This window comes from Pseudomonas sp. lyk4-R2A-10 (assembly GCF_030209075.1).
GTDB classification, from domain to species: Bacteria; Pseudomonadota; Gammaproteobacteria; order Pseudomonadales; family Pseudomonadaceae; genus Aquipseudomonas; species Aquipseudomonas glycinae.
This window is the reverse complement of the sequence record NZ_JARVSR010000016.1, coordinates 111,110-124,886: the sequence shown is the minus strand read 5'-3', so window position 1 is coordinate 124,886 and position 13,777 is coordinate 111,110. Positions and strand designations below refer to the sequence as shown.

The following is a 13,777-nucleotide window of genomic DNA, read 5'->3' as shown; positions in this document are numbered from 1 at the left end:
GTGAGCCCCCCATGCACCGAGAACCCCTGAGCCCTTCAGCCCGCTGGGCGCTGATCAGTCTGGCGCTGTCGATGCTCATGCCATCGCTCGATACCAGCATCGCCAACGCCGGATTGCCCACGCTGGCGGCGGCGTTCGATGCGACGTTTCAACAGGTGCAATGGATCGTGCTGGCCTACCTGCTGGCGGTCACTACCTTGATTGTCAGCGTCGGGCGGTTGGGTGACGGCTTCGGTCGGCGGCGCTTGTTGTTGATCGGCATCGGCATTTTTACCGCCGCTTCGCTGGTCTGCGCACTGGCGCCGAGCCTCGCCTGGCTGATCGGTGCGCGGGCGGTGCAAGGGCTTGGCGCGGCAATCATGTTTGCGCTGACGGTGGCGCTGGTGGCCGATGCGGTGCCCAAATCCCGGGCCGGCAGTGCGATGGGGTTGCTGGCCACGATGTCGGCCACCGGCACCACCCTCGGGCCGTCGCTCGGTGGGCTGTTGATGGCGCATGTCGGCTGGCAGTCGGTTTTTGTGATCAACGTGCCGTTGGGATTGCTCAATGCGTGGCTGGTGTATCGCTATCTGCCGAAGGATCGTAGCGTGCGCTCGGGTGTTGCATTTGATTATCCCGGCACCGCCGTATTGATGCTGACGCTGGCGGCCTATGCACTGGCGATGACGGTTGATGGATTCACCCCGACGTTGCTGTTGCTCAGCCTGTTGGGCGTGGGGTTGTTCATCCTGGTCGAGAAACGGAGCAAGGCGCCGCTGATTCACCTCTCTTTGTTCACCGACACGCGAATCAGCAGCAGTCTGGCGCTGACCTTGCTGGTCACGACGGTGATGATGACCACGCTGGTGGTCGGGCCGTTTTACCTGAGTCGAGGTTTGGGTCTTTCCAGCACTCAGGTCGGTCTGGCGTTGTCGATCGGGCCGTTGCTGGCGGCATTCAGCGGCGTGCCGGCCGGGCGGCTGGTGGATCGTTTCGGCGCGCGGCGGATGGTGCCGGGTGCGTTGTTCGGCCTGGCTTGCGGGTGTGGTCTCTTGGCGCTGTTTCCGGTGAGTTTCGGAGTGCTTGCATACGTGCTGCCGATCACGGTGGTGGCCTTGAGTTACGCGCTGTTCCAGGCCGCCAACAACAGCGGGTTGATGTCCGGCGTTGCTCAGGATCAGCGCGGTGTGGTCTCGGCCATGCTCGGGCTGTCGCGCAATCTGGGCTTGATCACCGGGGCGGCGGCGATGGGCGCGGTGTTTGCACTGGCGACGGACGATCCGACTGAGGCGCCGGCCGCGGTCATCGCAGGCGGCTTGCACATGACCTTCGGTGTGGCTACGGCGTTGATGTTCGCGGCGTCTGCGCTCGGCGCCTTCACGCACCTGCGTCTCGCGTCTCCCGTGCCGGAAAGAACAGTTCAAAGCAGGTGATGCCATCAGCGCTGCTGACGCTGTAACGGCCCTGATGCAACTGCATGATGGTCGCGACAATCGACAGGCCCAAGCCGTTGGACTGGGCCGAGCGCTCGCGTGACGGATCGACGCGGTAGAAGCGTTCGAACAGTCGCGACAGGTGTTCGGCAGGAATGGTCGTGCCCTGGTTGCGCACCCGCAGATAGCTGCCGTCCGTTTCAGCGATGGCTTCGACCTGCAACGTCGAATCCGCCGCGCCGTACTTGATCGCGTTGGCGCACAGGTTGGCCAGGGCCCGCCGCAGCAGCATCGGCTCGGCCCAGATCACGCCGCTGCCACTGGCCTCGATGGTGACGCCGACATCCGCCGCCAATCCTTCGAAGTAATCGGCAATGCGTTGCATCTCATCGCTGGCGTCCAGCTCCTGCCGCTGGCTCAGCGCGCTGGCCGGGTCGGTGCGGGCGAGAAACAGCATGTTGTCGAGCATCCGCGCCAGCCGTTCGAGTTCTTCCACGTTGGAGGCGAGCAACTGCTGATAGGCGTCGACGCTGCGGTTCTGTTGCAACGCGACCTGTGTTTCCCCGAGCAGGTTGTTGATCGGCGTGCGCAGTTCGTGGGCCATGTCGGTGGAGACCTGGCTCAGTTGCGCAACCCCTCGATCGAGCCGGTCCAGCATCGCGTTGAAGGCTTCGATCATCGGCTGCAATTCACGAGGCGTGCCTTGGCGGTCGAGGCGTTCGCCAAGGTTGGCGATGCCGATCCCGTGGGCATGCCGGGCCATCCGCCGCAACGGCAGCAGGCCGCGATACACCAGCAGACAGCCGACCAGCGCCAGCACAATCGCGGCTAATGACGCGAGGCCGTACACGCTGAGCCGGTAATTGGCGAGCATCGCCGTGCGCTCGGTCATCAGGCGTCCGGTGAGCACCTGCAGGTTGCCCAGATCGCCCGAGTCGATGGTCGCCGCCACCGCCGAAAACGGCACACCGTCGACGCTCGGCAAGTGCTGTACATCGCTCAGGGCCATCGGATGATCGATCGGTACGGCGGGCAAGTTCGGGGTGGCGAGGTTGCCGGGGTTGACCACCAGCAACGGCGGCTGGCCGGGTGCGCCGATGGTCAGCAAGGCTTCGCGGTTGCCGAGCATGTTCTGAAACAGCGCCGGCTTGTTCTTGATCAGTTCCAGGGTGTTGCTGTCGTTGAGGAAGGTGCGCAACTGATCGACGCGACTGACCAACTGGATGTCATCGCGGCGAATCAGAGCTGCTTCCAGTTGGTTGTACAGCGCCGCGCCCAGGCCTCCCAGCGCGGCAAAGGCGAGCACGGCGAAGACCAGCGCCAGACGCAAGGTCAGGGAATACGTGCCGGCGATTTTCATGGTTGGGTATCGAAGCGGTAGCCGATGCCGCGCACGCTGTGGATCAGCTTGAGCGGGAACGGATCGTCGATCTTCGCCCGCAGGCGGCGCACGGCGACATCGACCACATTGGTGTCACTGTCGAAATTCATGTCCCACACCCGCGAGGCGATCAGCGAACGCGACAGCACTTGCCCGGTGTGGGCGGCAAACAGTTGCAGCAGGGCGAATTCCTTGTTGGTCAGGGTGATCCGGTTGCCGGCCCGGGTGACCCGACGCTTGAGCACATCGATCTGCAGATCGGCCACCTGCAATTGCTCTTCTTCATGGATCGGCCCGCGCCGGGTCAGGGTGCGCAGGCGCGCCACCAGTTCGGCGAAGGAAAACGGCTTGATCAGGTAGTCGTCAGCGCCCAGTTCAAGCCCCTTGACCCGGTCGGCGATGTCATCGCGGGCGGTGAGAAACAGCACCGGGGTGTCGGTTTCCTTACGCAGCCGGCGCAGGACTTCCCAGCCATCCATTTTCGGCATCATCACGTCCAGCACGATCACGTCGAAGTCGAACTCCAGCGCCAGGTGCAGACCGTCGGCGCCGTCCCGGGCCAGGCTCACGCTGTAGCCCAGTTCCTGCAAGCCGTTGAGCAAATAATTGCCGGCCTTGGGTTCGTCTTCGACAACAAGGATATTCATGGCTACTGCGCCTCAATGGTCGTTGGTGCAGCCGCTGCCTTGCACTTGGTAGTCCAGCACATGTTCACGGCCCTGGTGGTCGAGGTAGTCGAGCTGCGCGGGGATCACGCCGCAGGCCTGGGAAATATCGGTGCTGGAGAGGACTTTGTCGACATCCAGGTGCACGTAGAAGCCGTTGGTGTCGTGAATGACTGTGTGTTCAGGCATTTCAGCGGCGAACACGGAACCGGTGGCGAGGAGGGCGGTGAAAGCGAGTATCAGGGTTTTCATGATGGGTCACTCGAGTCGTTGAAGTTGATCGGCGTTCTGGCCGGGACAACTTCAAGCTACCGGGCGATCCGCTCGGCAAACCGACAACTCGATGACAAATCTGTAATAAACCGAACCTGTGGGAGCCAGCGCACTCCCACAGAGTATTCAGCTGGCGTGAGTGCTGAGAATGCTCGCGATCTGTTGTGGCTGGCAGTTGAGGTACGGCGAGGATTTCAGCCACTGTTGATCCGGGTACCAGGAGAACATGAATTGGCCATTCTTCAGGCTGTCGATCACCCGTTTGGCAACCTGCGGTCGCACGGCCGGGCAACCCTGGCTGCGGCCCAGACGGCCGGTACGTTTACTCCAGAACGGGTTCACGTAGTCGGCGGCGTGGATCACGATGGCGCGGTCACGGGCCATGTCGTTGATGCCCGGTTCCAGACCGTCCATGCGCAGCGAGTAGCCGTGGGTGCCCTGGTAACTTTCCTGGGTCCGGAACAGGCCGAGGCTGGACTGGAAACTGCCTTCACGGTTGGAGAACCGGGTGGCGAAGTTTTCCCCGGAGTTCGAGCCGTGGGCGACCAGATCGCGCAGCACCAGTTTTTTCCGGGTCAGGTCGAAGATCCACAACCGGCGCTCGGTGGACGGCTGCGAATAGTCGATGATCGCCAGGTGACGGGACTGCTTCGCGCCGTTGTTGATCGCACATTGCATGGCGTTCAAGGCACCTTTCAGCGCCTGGGGATTGAGTTCCGGCGCGGCGTGGGCGAGGCTGGTGTACAGAACCGGCGAAGAGGTACCGGCGGCAAAGGCTGGACTGGTCAGCACGCCAAGGGCGGTGGCAGTCAGCAGAAGTCGGCGCAAAAACGTCAACATTTAACGTGAGTCTCCACTTGCTACTTGTTCGGCACTTAGGCTCCTGACGTCCAGTCGTCCCCGGCAGGCCCGCGAATCGGGCCTGACTGTTCACCGCACCTGAGGTAAGGTTGACCGTCAATCAGGACGGCCATGGATTGGAGTAAAGCAGTTGTTCAAAAAGTACGCATGCTACTTGAGCATTTGTTTGCTCGCTGCGCCGTTTGTCGCTTGCGCCGAAGAGCCGTTGCCGGGACTCCCGACGCTGCCGCCCGTGCCGACGGAAATGCCCATCGAACCGCAGAGCCCGTTGCAGGCTGCGCTGATCAGCCTGCCCCAGGCGTGCCCGACGATCGGCACTAGTCTCAACGGCCCGGCGCTGGATCAGTTGCGCGCGTTCTACCAGCAGCAGGACTGGCTGCCGGTGTGGGCCGATGGCGGGCAATTGCCGGCCTTGCATGCGCAATTGCAGCTGTTGGCCGACGATGGCCTGAACCCGAAACGCTATCCGGTAGCGCTCACTGCCCCGCAGGACGGCGAACTGTGCGCCGATATCGAGATCAGCCGCTATTACCTGCAAGCCCTGCAGGATCTGCATTACGGTCGCCTGCTGCAATCGCACTTCGAACCGCTGTGGCATTCCGACGAAACGCCACGCGACCGGCAGGCCGAATTGCTCGCCATCGCCGTACCCGGCGTGCACAACGTTCCGGCCGCCTTCGATCTGGCCCGTCCACAGCTGGCGCAGTACAAGAACCTGCGTCATCTGTATGCCGCGCAGCGCCTCAAAGCCTTGCCGCAGTGGACCTCGGTGGGCAACGGTCCTTTGCTGCGTCCGGACATGGAAGACAAACGCGTGCCGGAACTGGCCCGCCGGCTGTACAGCGAAGGCTATCTGAACAGCGTGGCCGGCACGCCGGACAACGCTTATCACGGCGTATTGGTGGAGGCGGTGAAGAGCTTTCAGGCCAACCATTCGTTGCAGGCCGACGGGGTGGTGGGGCCGGGGACGATTGCCGAACTCAACATCAGTCCGCTGACTCGCCGCGAACAGTTGCGGGTCAACCTTGAACGTTTCCGCTGGATGGCCCAGGACATGGAGCCGGACGGTCTGCTGGTCAACGTCGCCGCGGCCGAGCTGACGCTTTACCAGGGTGGCCTGCCGGTGTGGCAGACCCGCACCCAGGTCGGGCGCGCTGAACGCCAGACCCCGCTGCTCAAATCCCGGGTCACGCGCCTGACCCTGAACCCGACCTGGACCGTGCCGCCGACCATCTGGAAGGAAGACAAACTGCCGGAAATCCGCAAGGACCAGACGTTCCTCAGCCGCCAGAACCTGCAGGTGCTCGACGCCAACGGCCAGCCGCTGGCCGCCGCCGACATCGACTGGGACAACCCCGGCAACATCCTCCTGCGCCAGGACGCCGGGCCGCGCAACCCGCTGGGGCAAATGGTCATTCGTTTCCCCAACCCGTTCTCGGTGTACCTGCACGACACGCCGAGCAAAGCGCTGTTCGACAAGGGACCACGGGCGTTCAGCTCCGGCTGCGTACGGGTCGAGCATCCGATGAAGCTGCGCGATTTGCTGCTCAGCCCGGCGGAGAAGGCGCGCACCGACACCTTGCTCGCCACCGGCGTCACCCATGAATTCCGCCTGAGCAATCCCGTGCCGATCCTCATGACTTACTGGACGGCACAGGTCGATGGCCAGGGTCGCGTGCTCTACGCGCCGGACATCTACAGCCGGGACAGTGCGTTGCTGGCGGGGCTGGACCGGGCGCATTGATCCTCAGTGGCTGGCGCGTTTCCAGAAAAACCGCGCCAGCCACGCATCCACGCTCAACTTGCCGGCCCCGGCAAACACCAGTGGCAGCAGCGCAGCCAAATAAATCGCCGGCAGCTTGAAGTTGCCGTAGCCCTTGTTGGTGATCGCGTAGCCCTGGGCTAGTTCGCTCAGCGAAGACCAGTCTGCCGGCCAGTGCACGGCAGCGGTGGCGACGACGGTCACGACAATCAGCGAAATCGCCGAAATCCGCGTGCCGAATCCGATCAGGATCGCCAGTGCGCAGATCAGCTCGGCCCACATCGAAAGCTCCCAGTTCAGCGTGGCGGGCAAGTGGTCGAAGGGGAACGGGAACCGCTCCTGAATGTCTTCGAACCAGTTCTGGCCGTTGAATTTCTCCAGCCCCGATTCGAAAAACTCCCAGGCGATGAACAGGCGCAAGGTCAGCGGCGCGAGCCACTGGCCGGCGCGGTCGAGGTTCCAGTGCAGGCCTTTGACGGCCGACGAGAGAGCTGTGGTCATGGGAAGGCTCCATTCATTCAAGGGGAAAACGGGGCACTGGTGTACCCCGTGAAAAGGCTTATTCGCCGGCGCCGCACTTGCCTTCGCCGCATTTGCCTTCCGAGGTTTTTTCCGCCGAGTCGGCCTTGGCCTGGGTCTGGCTATAGCCGTAATCCAGTTGCTTGACGCTGAACGCGTCTGAAGCCGAAGCCGCGTTGGACAGGGCCAAGCCGCCGGCAAGCAGCAGGCCCAGAGTCAGGGAGGTTTTCGAGCGCTTGTTCATGGTGAATCTCCAATGCGATAGGTGAGTTCAAAGGCTTGATCGGGGCTGCCGATCGACAGGTTCATTTGAACGTCGGGCTGTATCGCGGATGTGTCGCGAAGGGCCGGATTTGTGCGCGGGATGTGTCGGGCGTCGGGCCGTACACACTGCGATACACAGCGCCGTTGTGATTCGATTGCCGGGCGCAGCGTCTAGCCACCGTGTCCCCGCAATCCCATGGGGCGAGACTTCGAGACCCGGCATGCAAGCGCTGTTGAACGAGATCCTTGACGCGGTCCGGCCCCTGATCGGGCAGGGCAAGGTGGCTGACTACATTCCCGCCCTCGGCACTGTGCCGGCCAATCAATTGGGCATCGCCGTATACGGCAATGACGGCGAGATGTATTGCGCCGGCGATGCCGAGACGCCGTTCTCGGTGCAGAGTATTTCCAAGGTGTTCAGCCTGGTGCAGGCCATCGAACATTCCGGCGAGGCGATCTGGGAACGCCTGGGCCACGAGCCGTCCGGCCAGCCGTTCAACTCGCTGGTGCAGCTGGAGTTCGAACGCGGCCGTCCGCGCAATCCGTTCATCAATGCCGGGGCGCTGGTGATCTGCGACATCAACCAGTCACGCTTTGCCGCACCGGCCTTGTCGATGCGCGACTTCGTTCGGCGGCTGTCGGGCAATCCGCAGGTGATGGTCGACGGCAAGGTCGCTGACTCCGAATACCAGCACCGCGCGCGCAACGCGGCGATGGCGTACCTGATGCAATCCTTCGGCAATTTCCACAATGATGTTGAGGCGGTGTTGCGCAGCTATTTCAGCCACTGCGCGTTGCGCATGAGCTGCATCGACCTGGCCCGGGCCTTCTGCTTCCTGGCCAACGACGGTTTCTGCAAACACAGCGGCGAGCAGATCCTCAGCCGACGCCAGACCCAGCAAGTCAACTCGATCATGGCCACCAGCGGTCTCTACGATGAGGCCGGCAACTTCGCCTATCGCGTCGGCCTGCCGGGCAAGAGCGGCGTCGGTGGCGGCATCGTCGCGGTGGTGCCGGGGCAGTTCACGGTGTGTGTGTGGTCGCCGGAGCTGAACGCGGCGGGCAATTCGCTGGCGGGGATGGCGGCGCTGGAAATGCTCAGCTCGCGGATTGGCTGGTCGGTATTCTGAGCCCGTGTTGCTTTGAGGGAGGCCAACCTATACATTTTCCGGCCGCCCTCAATATGGTGAATCCGCTCCATGTCTCTCGCGCTCGAACGTCTCGTCGCTGGCACGCCTATCCCTTTCGCCGGTAACCGCGTCACCGTGGTCAGCCCCGAACTGGCCGAGCGTTTCCGACCCGGCGACCACCTGTTGGTGGAGCAGGTGAGCGGGGAGCTGTTGCTGATTCCGGTGGTGGATCAGCAGGCTGCATCGGTGGCGATCGAGCGTGCAGCAGCGGCGTTTACGGCGTTGTGCGCTGTGCCGGATGAGGCCATCAGCCGCTTCTTCGATCTGTTTGCCCAACGTCTGGAAAACCCGGACGCCTGGGCACTGATCGAAACCGCCAACCTCGCCGACATCGAACGGGCCAAGGCGCGCGGTCGTTCCACCACCCGGTTGCTCGCCGACGAGCGCATGCGCCGCGACATGATCGCCGGCCTGCGCGCCTGGCGTGATGCGCCGGCCACCCGCGGTAAAGTCATCAGCAGCGTCGAACATGATGGCTGGAAGGTCGAGCAGGTGGTGTCGCCGCTGGGCATCGTCGCGTTCGTGTTCGAAGGCCGGCCTAACGTCTTTGCCGACGCTGCTGGTGTACTGCGCACCGGCAACACCGCCGTACTGCGCATTGGCAGCGATGCGCTGGGCACCGCGCAAGCCATCGTCACTCATGCCCTGAACCCGGCGCTGGCCGATGCCGGACTGCCGGCGGGAGCGGTGTCGCTGGTGGAGAGCGTCAACCACGCCGCCGGTTGGGCGATGTTCGCCGACCGGCGTCTGTCGCTGGCGGTGGCCCGTGGTTCGGGCCGTGCGGTCAGCCAGTTGGGCAGCATCGCCCAGCAGGCCGGCACCGCCGTCAGCCTGCACGGCACCGGTGGCGCGTGGCTGATTGCTGATCGCGATGCCGACGCCAAACGCTTCGCCGCGGTGGTACGCAACTCGCTGGACCGCAAAGTCTGCAACACCTTGAACGTCTGCCTGATCCAGCGCGACCGTGCCGCCGAGCTGGTGCCGCTGTTCCTCGACGCCTTGCAGCAGGCCGGCACCGCGCGCGGTCAGGGCTGCAAATTGCACATCGTCGAAGGCAGCGAAAGCTACCTGCCGGGCGAATGGCAGAACGCGACGGTCGAGGTCTATCGCGCCGGGGGTTACCAGACCGAAGCATTGGCCGAGCCGCTGCCGGAAGCGCAACTGGGCCGCGAGTGGGAATGGGAAGAAACCCCGGAAACCAGCCTGATGATCGTCGACGATCTGGATCAGGCCATCGCGCTGTTCAATCGCTACAGCCCGCAATTCACGGTGTCGTTGATCAGCGAAGATCCAGCGGTTCAGGAATGTTTCTACAGCGCGGTCAACGCGCCGTTCGTGGGCAACGGGATCACCCGTTGGGTCGATGGCCAGTACGCGCTGAACAAGCCGGAACTGGGGCTTTCGAACTGGGAAAGCGGCCGGTTGTTTGCCCGCAGCGCGATCCTCTCGGGGGACGGCGTGTTCACCGTCCGCAGCCGCATGACGCAAATCGATCTGGGCGTAAAACGCTGAACAGAACAACGCCGCGCCCGTCGCAATGACGGGCGCGGCGTTGTGTTTTCAAGCCGCATCGACTGCCTGACCGTACACCGCGCACGTCGACGGTTGCTCGGCCAGCGAGACGAAGGTACGGCGGTCGGCACTCAGCGCGTCGATCGAGCCGGTCTCGATGTCGTACACCCAGCCATGCAGATTCAGCAGGCCTTTCTCCTGGGCCAGGCGCACGCTCGGGTGCGTCTGGATGTTCGCCAATTGCGCGATCACGTTTTCCCGCACCATCGAACTCAGTTTGGCGGCGTCATTGGCGTGTGGCCGCGATTCGTTGACCACTTTCGCCGACTCGGCGTGTTGCAGCCAGCCGCTGACGGCGGGCAGGTGATCCATGCATTTGCACTGGGCGATGGCGGTCATGGCGCCGCAATCGGAGTGGCCGCAGATCACGATGTCGGTCACGCCGAGCACGGCCACCGCGTATTCCACCGTTGCCGAGACCCCGCCCGGATGCGGGCTGTAGGACGGCACGATATTGCCGGCGTTGCGGATCACGAACAACTCGCCGGGCTCTTGCTGGGTCAGCAGTTCCGGGACGACCCGGCTGTCGGAGCAAGTGATAAACAGCGTACCCGGAGTTTGGGTAGTCGCCAGGTGTTTGAACAGTTCGGTGCGTTGTGGAAACGCCTCGTTCTGGAACTTCAGGAAGCCTTCGATCAGGTTTTTCATGGTGTAGTCCTCTCAGTTCGAACAGCCGGTGCCGAATTCGCTGTATTGAAGAATGTGTTTTGCGCCGTGGCTGTCGAGGTAAGTCATCTCGACCGGCACTACGCCGCAGATGTCGGCGACCGGGGTGATGTTCACGACTTCAGCGATGTCCAGAGACATGCCGTAGCGGTAGGCGACGGCCTCTTCATCAGCCTGGGCCTGGGCGGCAAGGCCGGCGAGCAGGGTCAGGGTCAACAGAATTTTTTGCATGGGGCAGCCTCCAGACAGGTGTGGTGACGACAGGGCAATTCAGGTTTGGATGGGCCCGCACGCGGTGTACGGGCCCGGAGGGATCAGAACGGACGCAGTGGAAGGAACTTGCCGTCGAGGGTGACCACGGCGCGGGAACCGCCTTCAGGGTCTTCGACTTTCTTGATGTCGAGCTTGAAGTTGATCGCGCTGATGATGCCGTCGCCGAACTGCTCGTGAACCAGCGTTTTCAGGGTGGTGCCGTAGATCTGGATCATCTCGTGGAAGCGGTAGATGGTCGGGTCGGTCGGCACACCGTCGAGGCTGCCGCGCAGCGGGATGATTTGCAGGGCGGCGACGTCTTCGGCGCTCAGTTCAAGCTTGTCGCCGACCACTTCGGCCGCGGCTTTTGGCAGCGGGTGCTGGCCGAGGAGGGCGGCGGTGACGTAGGCCAGGCTCAGGCCGGTGCCGTCGGCCAGATCCTGCCACGACAGGTTCTTCTGTGCCTTGGCATCCAGGGCGCGGGTGGTCAGGGCGATGCGGCTGTCGTTATAGGCTTGGGATTGCATGGTGCTTCTCCTTTCGGGGTTGGCTTGCTGTGTGGGATTCATCTTCTGCCGATTGATCCATAGCGTCCAAGACCGATATACAATGCAAAGCATAAGCACTGCCTATAGATGGAGCGTCCCATGCTGCTGCGACATTTGCGATACCTGCTGGCTGTGGCCGATCACGGCGGCTTCACCCGGGCGGCCGAGGCGCTGCACGTGTCGCAGCCGACCTTGTCGCAACAGATCCGCCAACTGGAAGAAAGCCTCGGTGTGGATCTGTTCGACCGCACCTCGCGCTCGGTCAAACCCACTGACGCCGGCCAGGCCTATATCGAATGCGCACGACGGGTACTGGTGGAACTGGAGGCGGGCAAGCGCGCGTTGCATGACGTGAAGGACCTGTCCCGAGGCTCGCTGCGCCTGGCCATGACACCGACGTTCATGGCGTATCTGGTGGGGCCGTTGGTGCGCGATTACGTGGCGCGGTATCCGGGGATTCACCTGGAGATTTTCGAGTTGTCGATGGACGACATCGAGGCCGGGCTGGCGGATGACTCGCTGGATATCGCGATTGCCTTCACGCCAGTGCGCAATCCGGACATTGAATGCATTCCGGCATTTGTCGAGACGTTGGGGGTGATGGTCGGGCGCGAGCATCCGCTGTACGACAGCTCATCGGTGCTGACCCCGGATGACATTGCGCAGCTGGATTTCGCCTTGCTGGCGCCGGATTTCATCACGCGGCTATCGATTGACGAGTATTTCCGTCAGCACGGCATCACGCCCAAGGTGCAGATCGAGGTGAACTCGGTGAGTACGTTGCTGGAAGTGATCCGGCATGCGCCGATTGCGACCATGTTGCCGGAGGCGATTGCGACCGAGGACCGGGCGTTGCGCCGGTTGCGTGTCGAAAGCGAGGCGCCGCAGCGGGGAGCGGCGTTATTGCGGCGCCAGAACAACTATCACAGTGCGGCGGCTGAGGCTTTCATGAAGCTGGTGCTGGAAACTCGTTCATGAGCTTTTTTGGCGAGCAATAAAAAGGGCCTGCTTCGTTTTCGAAGCAGGCCCTTTTTATTGAAGTTTTAACTTAGCAAAACCGATCAATCACCCGAACTTCGTTGTTGTTTTGCATCGAGTCCCACGCCTGTTTCAGCGTTTGCAGAACATTACCGATGAAGTCCTTGTCGGCCGCGGCTTTTTTGCCGACATAGCCGTGGCCGCGGCGGTACATCTTCAGGCGGGCCAGCAGGTTCTGGTTGTTCCGGTCGAACTCTTCTTCACCAGCATGGGGCGACAGGCAGTCGATATGGACCTGACCCGACTTGCTGATCCACAGAATATGGCTGTCGTGGCTGTCTTTTTGCGCAGCGAACATACGAGCCAGTTCTTCGATAGTAGGTTGATTGTTCAGATTCATGATATTGCCCCTTGACCAGTCTGGTGATCTTTCAAAGTTGATTCGCTAATACAGGTAGCCCATCGGTTAGTTGATCCCTGGCACCGAAACCAGGACGTCAGCGGTCGCCCGTGTGAAGTACGGGGTCATGCGTCTGTTGCATGTAGTCGTGTTGAATAACTGCTACGCAATAGCGTCACAACGAGGAGAAGCAGCGAAAACCGGGAGGCTCCTTGACGACGTTTTCAGGGTCGACCACAAGCGTCTTGAGAATTTTCGCCAGCGCTTCTCGTCCTTGTACTGGACGTTCAGGCCAGGTCAGCTTCTTCAATCTGCCTTGTGGGCAGCGTGTATCCGGAAAAAACAGCTCGGCGGTCAGACGAGCTTGCTCAAGCGTGTTGCCAGTGCTCCCGATCGGGGAGACGTCTGCATCATGCAAAAGCCAAACGACGCCGTCAACGGTTTTGTAGTGATTATTTTTGCTCACTACATATTGTCGGACAAAGTCATTCTGGAATGAAAAAGAGGACTTCAGACAGCGGGAGAAAGGCTGCGCAGGCAGTAGAACGTGCAGGGATAGCCGTCCACGGTTCCGGTCTGGCGGGTAAAGTCGCCGCCGCTCAGCTCGGGGATGAGCCGGGCCCAGAACCGCTGTGCAGGCAGGTTCGCGTCGACATGGAAAATCTGCCATCGACCGGGCAGGTGGCTCAAGAGGGCAGAGGCGACAAACTGCGCGACGCCTTGGCCACGCCAGCGCCGGCTGACGAAGAAGTAGCCGATGTTGTAGTCGGCGCCCTCGATCAGGAGGTGGTCATCCACGGTCACGAACCCCGCCAGTTCACCGTCGACGTGGATCAGGAATGGTCGGGTCGCCGGTTGGCGCCAGTAATCGTCTTTCAAATGGATCGGGAAGAAACCATGTCCGCCCAGCTTCAGCGGCAGCCACTCGCTGAAGTCGTAGGTGTAGAACTGCATCAGGTTTTCGAGGGTTTCCAGTTCGTCGCGCCGGGCGACACGCAGTTCGATGACCGACATGCGGCTGCCTCCTGACCATC

The 13,777-nt window shown here is 62.3% G+C and carries 17 protein-coding genes; 5 read left to right on the top strand and 12 right to left on the bottom strand.

Annotated elements, in window-relative coordinates; translation table 11 throughout:
- The first annotated feature begins 11 nt into the window (after window positions 1–11).
- Window positions 12–1,412, top strand: a complete 1,401-nt coding sequence (locus QRN46_RS26645; protein WP_011334753.1) for an MFS transporter — start codon at window positions 12–14, stop codon at window positions 1,410–1,412.
- Here the strand turns inward: QRN46_RS26645 and QRN46_RS26640 are convergent.
- The 4 genes from QRN46_RS26640 to QRN46_RS26625 all read right to left on the bottom strand — a co-directional run bounded on the left by QRN46_RS26640 (window position 1,357) and on the right by QRN46_RS26625 (window position 4,571).
- Window positions 1,357–2,772: a heavy metal sensor histidine kinase gene (locus QRN46_RS26640; protein WP_011334752.1), complete on the bottom strand. Its 1,416-nt coding sequence runs from the start codon at window positions 2,770–2,772 to the stop codon at window positions 1,357–1,359. The genes QRN46_RS26645 and QRN46_RS26640 overlap by 56 nt on opposite strands.
- Window positions 2,769–3,440 carry a heavy metal response regulator transcription factor gene (locus QRN46_RS26635; RefSeq protein WP_011334751.1) on the bottom strand — a complete coding sequence of 224 codons (672 nt, stop codon included), beginning with the start codon at window positions 3,438–3,440 and terminating at the stop codon, window positions 2,769–2,771. The genes QRN46_RS26640 and QRN46_RS26635 overlap by 4 nt, the downstream gene beginning before the upstream one ends.
- 12 nt (window positions 3,441–3,452) lie before the next feature.
- The gene (locus QRN46_RS26630; RefSeq protein ID WP_011334750.1) at window positions 3,453–3,710 is read right to left on the bottom strand and encodes a DUF2790 domain-containing protein; all 258 of its coding nucleotides are present in this window, start codon (window positions 3,708–3,710) and stop codon (window positions 3,453–3,455) included.
- Window positions 3,711–3,857: 147 nt separating this feature from the next.
- Complete coding sequence (locus QRN46_RS26625; RefSeq protein ID WP_011334749.1) at window positions 3,858–4,571, bottom strand: murein L,D-transpeptidase catalytic domain family protein; 714 nt, start codon at window positions 4,569–4,571, stop codon at window positions 3,858–3,860.
- Between the two features lie 151 nt (window positions 4,572–4,722).
- Here QRN46_RS26625 and QRN46_RS26620 point away from each other — a divergent pair, with 151 nt between their 5' ends.
- Window positions 4,723–6,336 carry a L,D-transpeptidase family protein gene (locus tag QRN46_RS26620; RefSeq protein WP_285358299.1) on the top strand — a complete coding sequence of 538 codons (1,614 nt, stop codon included), beginning with the start codon at window positions 4,723–4,725 and terminating at the stop codon, window positions 6,334–6,336.
- A 3-nt stretch (window positions 6,337–6,339) separates the two neighbouring features.
- Here QRN46_RS26620 and QRN46_RS26615 read toward each other — a convergent pair whose 3' ends face one another.
- Window positions 6,340–6,855: an HvfX family Cu-binding RiPP maturation protein gene (locus tag QRN46_RS26615; RefSeq protein WP_285358297.1), complete on the bottom strand. Its 516-nt coding sequence runs from the start codon at window positions 6,853–6,855 to the stop codon at window positions 6,340–6,342.
- 58 nt (window positions 6,856–6,913) lie between these two features.
- The gene (locus tag QRN46_RS26610; protein ID WP_285358296.1) at window positions 6,914–7,117 is read right to left on the bottom strand and encodes an HvfA family oxazolone/thioamide-modified RiPP metallophore; all 204 of its coding nucleotides are present in this window, start codon (window positions 7,115–7,117) and stop codon (window positions 6,914–6,916) included.
- A 241-nt stretch (window positions 7,118–7,358) separates the two neighbouring features.
- Here QRN46_RS26610 and glsB point away from each other — a divergent pair, with 241 nt between their 5' ends.
- Together glsB and QRN46_RS26600 are read left to right on the top strand one after the other, a co-directional pair.
- Window positions 7,359–8,267, top strand: a complete 909-nt coding sequence (gene glsB / locus QRN46_RS26605; protein ID WP_085648356.1) for a glutaminase B — start codon at window positions 7,359–7,361, stop codon at window positions 8,265–8,267.
- A 69-nt stretch (window positions 8,268–8,336) separates the two neighbouring features.
- Window positions 8,337–9,839, top strand: a complete 1,503-nt coding sequence (locus tag QRN46_RS26600) for an aldehyde dehydrogenase family protein (RefSeq protein WP_221614463.1) — start codon at window positions 8,337–8,339, stop codon at window positions 9,837–9,839.
- A 48-nt stretch (window positions 9,840–9,887) separates the two neighbouring features.
- On the opposite strand, the gene QRN46_RS26595 is transcribed toward QRN46_RS26600, so the two are convergent.
- The 3 genes from QRN46_RS26595 to cynS all read right to left on the bottom strand — a co-directional run bounded on the left by QRN46_RS26595 (window position 9,888) and on the right by cynS (window position 11,344).
- A complete protein-coding gene (locus QRN46_RS26595) occupies window positions 9,888–10,547 on the bottom strand; it encodes a carbonic anhydrase (RefSeq protein WP_007950573.1) in 660 nt (219 codons plus the stop codon).
- Between the two features lie 12 nt (window positions 10,548–10,559).
- Complete coding sequence (locus tag QRN46_RS26590; protein ID WP_011334742.1) at window positions 10,560–10,796, bottom strand: DUF2790 domain-containing protein; 237 nt, start codon at window positions 10,794–10,796, stop codon at window positions 10,560–10,562.
- A gap of 83 nt (window positions 10,797–10,879) precedes the next feature.
- Complete coding sequence (gene cynS / locus QRN46_RS26585) at window positions 10,880–11,344, bottom strand: cyanase (RefSeq protein ID WP_285358293.1); 465 nt, start codon at window positions 11,342–11,344, stop codon at window positions 10,880–10,882.
- Between the two features lie 120 nt (window positions 11,345–11,464).
- On the opposite strand from cynS, the gene cynR reads away from it, so the two are divergent.
- Complete coding sequence (gene cynR / locus QRN46_RS26580) at window positions 11,465–12,343, top strand: transcriptional regulator CynR (protein WP_085746127.1); 879 nt, start codon at window positions 11,465–11,467, stop codon at window positions 12,341–12,343.
- Between the two features lie 70 nt (window positions 12,344–12,413).
- On the opposite strand, the gene QRN46_RS26575 is transcribed toward cynR, so the two are convergent.
- The 3 genes from QRN46_RS26575 to QRN46_RS26565 form a co-directional block, all read right to left on the bottom strand.
- Entirely contained in the window at window positions 12,414–12,743 is a 330-nt protein-coding gene (locus QRN46_RS26575) for a hypothetical protein (RefSeq protein WP_011334739.1), read from the bottom strand.
- A gap of 175 nt (window positions 12,744–12,918) precedes the next feature.
- Entirely contained in the window at window positions 12,919–13,209 is a 291-nt protein-coding gene (locus QRN46_RS26570) for a hypothetical protein (RefSeq protein ID WP_181457876.1), read from the bottom strand.
- Window positions 13,210–13,253: 44 nt separating this feature from the next.
- Window positions 13,254–13,757, bottom strand: coding sequence for a GNAT family N-acetyltransferase (locus QRN46_RS26565; RefSeq protein WP_221614466.1), 504 nt, complete (start codon window positions 13,755–13,757; stop codon window positions 13,254–13,256).
- Between the last annotated feature and the right edge of the window lie 20 nt (window positions 13,758–13,777).

Coding starts and splice junctions, on each gene's coding strand:
- QRN46_RS26645 (WP_011334753.1), top strand. CDS start 12: ATGCACCGAGAACCCCTGAGCCCTTCAGCCCGCTGGGCGCTGATCAGT.
- QRN46_RS26640 (WP_011334752.1), bottom strand. CDS start 2,772: ATGAAAATCGCCGGCACGTATTCCCTGACCTTGCGTCTGGCGCTGGTC.
- QRN46_RS26635 (WP_011334751.1), bottom strand. CDS start 3,440: ATGAATATCCTTGTTGTCGAAGACGAACCCAAGGCCGGCAATTATTTG.
- QRN46_RS26630 (WP_011334750.1), bottom strand. CDS start 3,710: ATGAAAACCCTGATACTCGCTTTCACCGCCCTCCTCGCCACCGGTTCC.
- QRN46_RS26625 (WP_011334749.1), bottom strand. CDS start 4,571: ATGTTGACGTTTTTGCGCCGACTTCTGCTGACTGCCACCGCCCTTGGC.
- QRN46_RS26615 (WP_285358297.1), bottom strand. CDS start 6,855: ATGACCACAGCTCTCTCGTCGGCCGTCAAAGGCCTGCACTGGAACCTC.
- QRN46_RS26610 (WP_285358296.1), bottom strand. CDS start 7,117: ATGAACAAGCGCTCGAAAACCTCCCTGACTCTGGGCCTGCTGCTTGCC.
- glsB (WP_085648356.1), top strand. CDS start 7,359: ATGCAAGCGCTGTTGAACGAGATCCTTGACGCGGTCCGGCCCCTGATC.
- QRN46_RS26600 (WP_221614463.1), top strand. CDS start 8,337: ATGTCTCTCGCGCTCGAACGTCTCGTCGCTGGCACGCCTATCCCTTTC.
- QRN46_RS26595 (WP_007950573.1), bottom strand. CDS start 10,547: ATGAAAAACCTGATCGAAGGCTTCCTGAAGTTCCAGAACGAGGCGTTT.
- QRN46_RS26590 (WP_011334742.1), bottom strand. CDS start 10,796: ATGCAAAAAATTCTGTTGACCCTGACCCTGCTCGCCGGCCTTGCCGCC.
- cynS (WP_285358293.1), bottom strand. CDS start 11,344: ATGCAATCCCAAGCCTATAACGACAGCCGCATCGCCCTGACCACCCGC.
- cynR (WP_085746127.1), top strand. CDS start 11,465: ATGCTGCTGCGACATTTGCGATACCTGCTGGCTGTGGCCGATCACGGC.
- QRN46_RS26575 (WP_011334739.1), bottom strand. CDS start 12,743: ATGAATCTGAACAATCAACCTACTATCGAAGAACTGGCTCGTATGTTC.
- QRN46_RS26565 (WP_221614466.1), bottom strand. CDS start 13,757: ATGTCGGTCATCGAACTGCGTGTCGCCCGGCGCGACGAACTGGAAACC.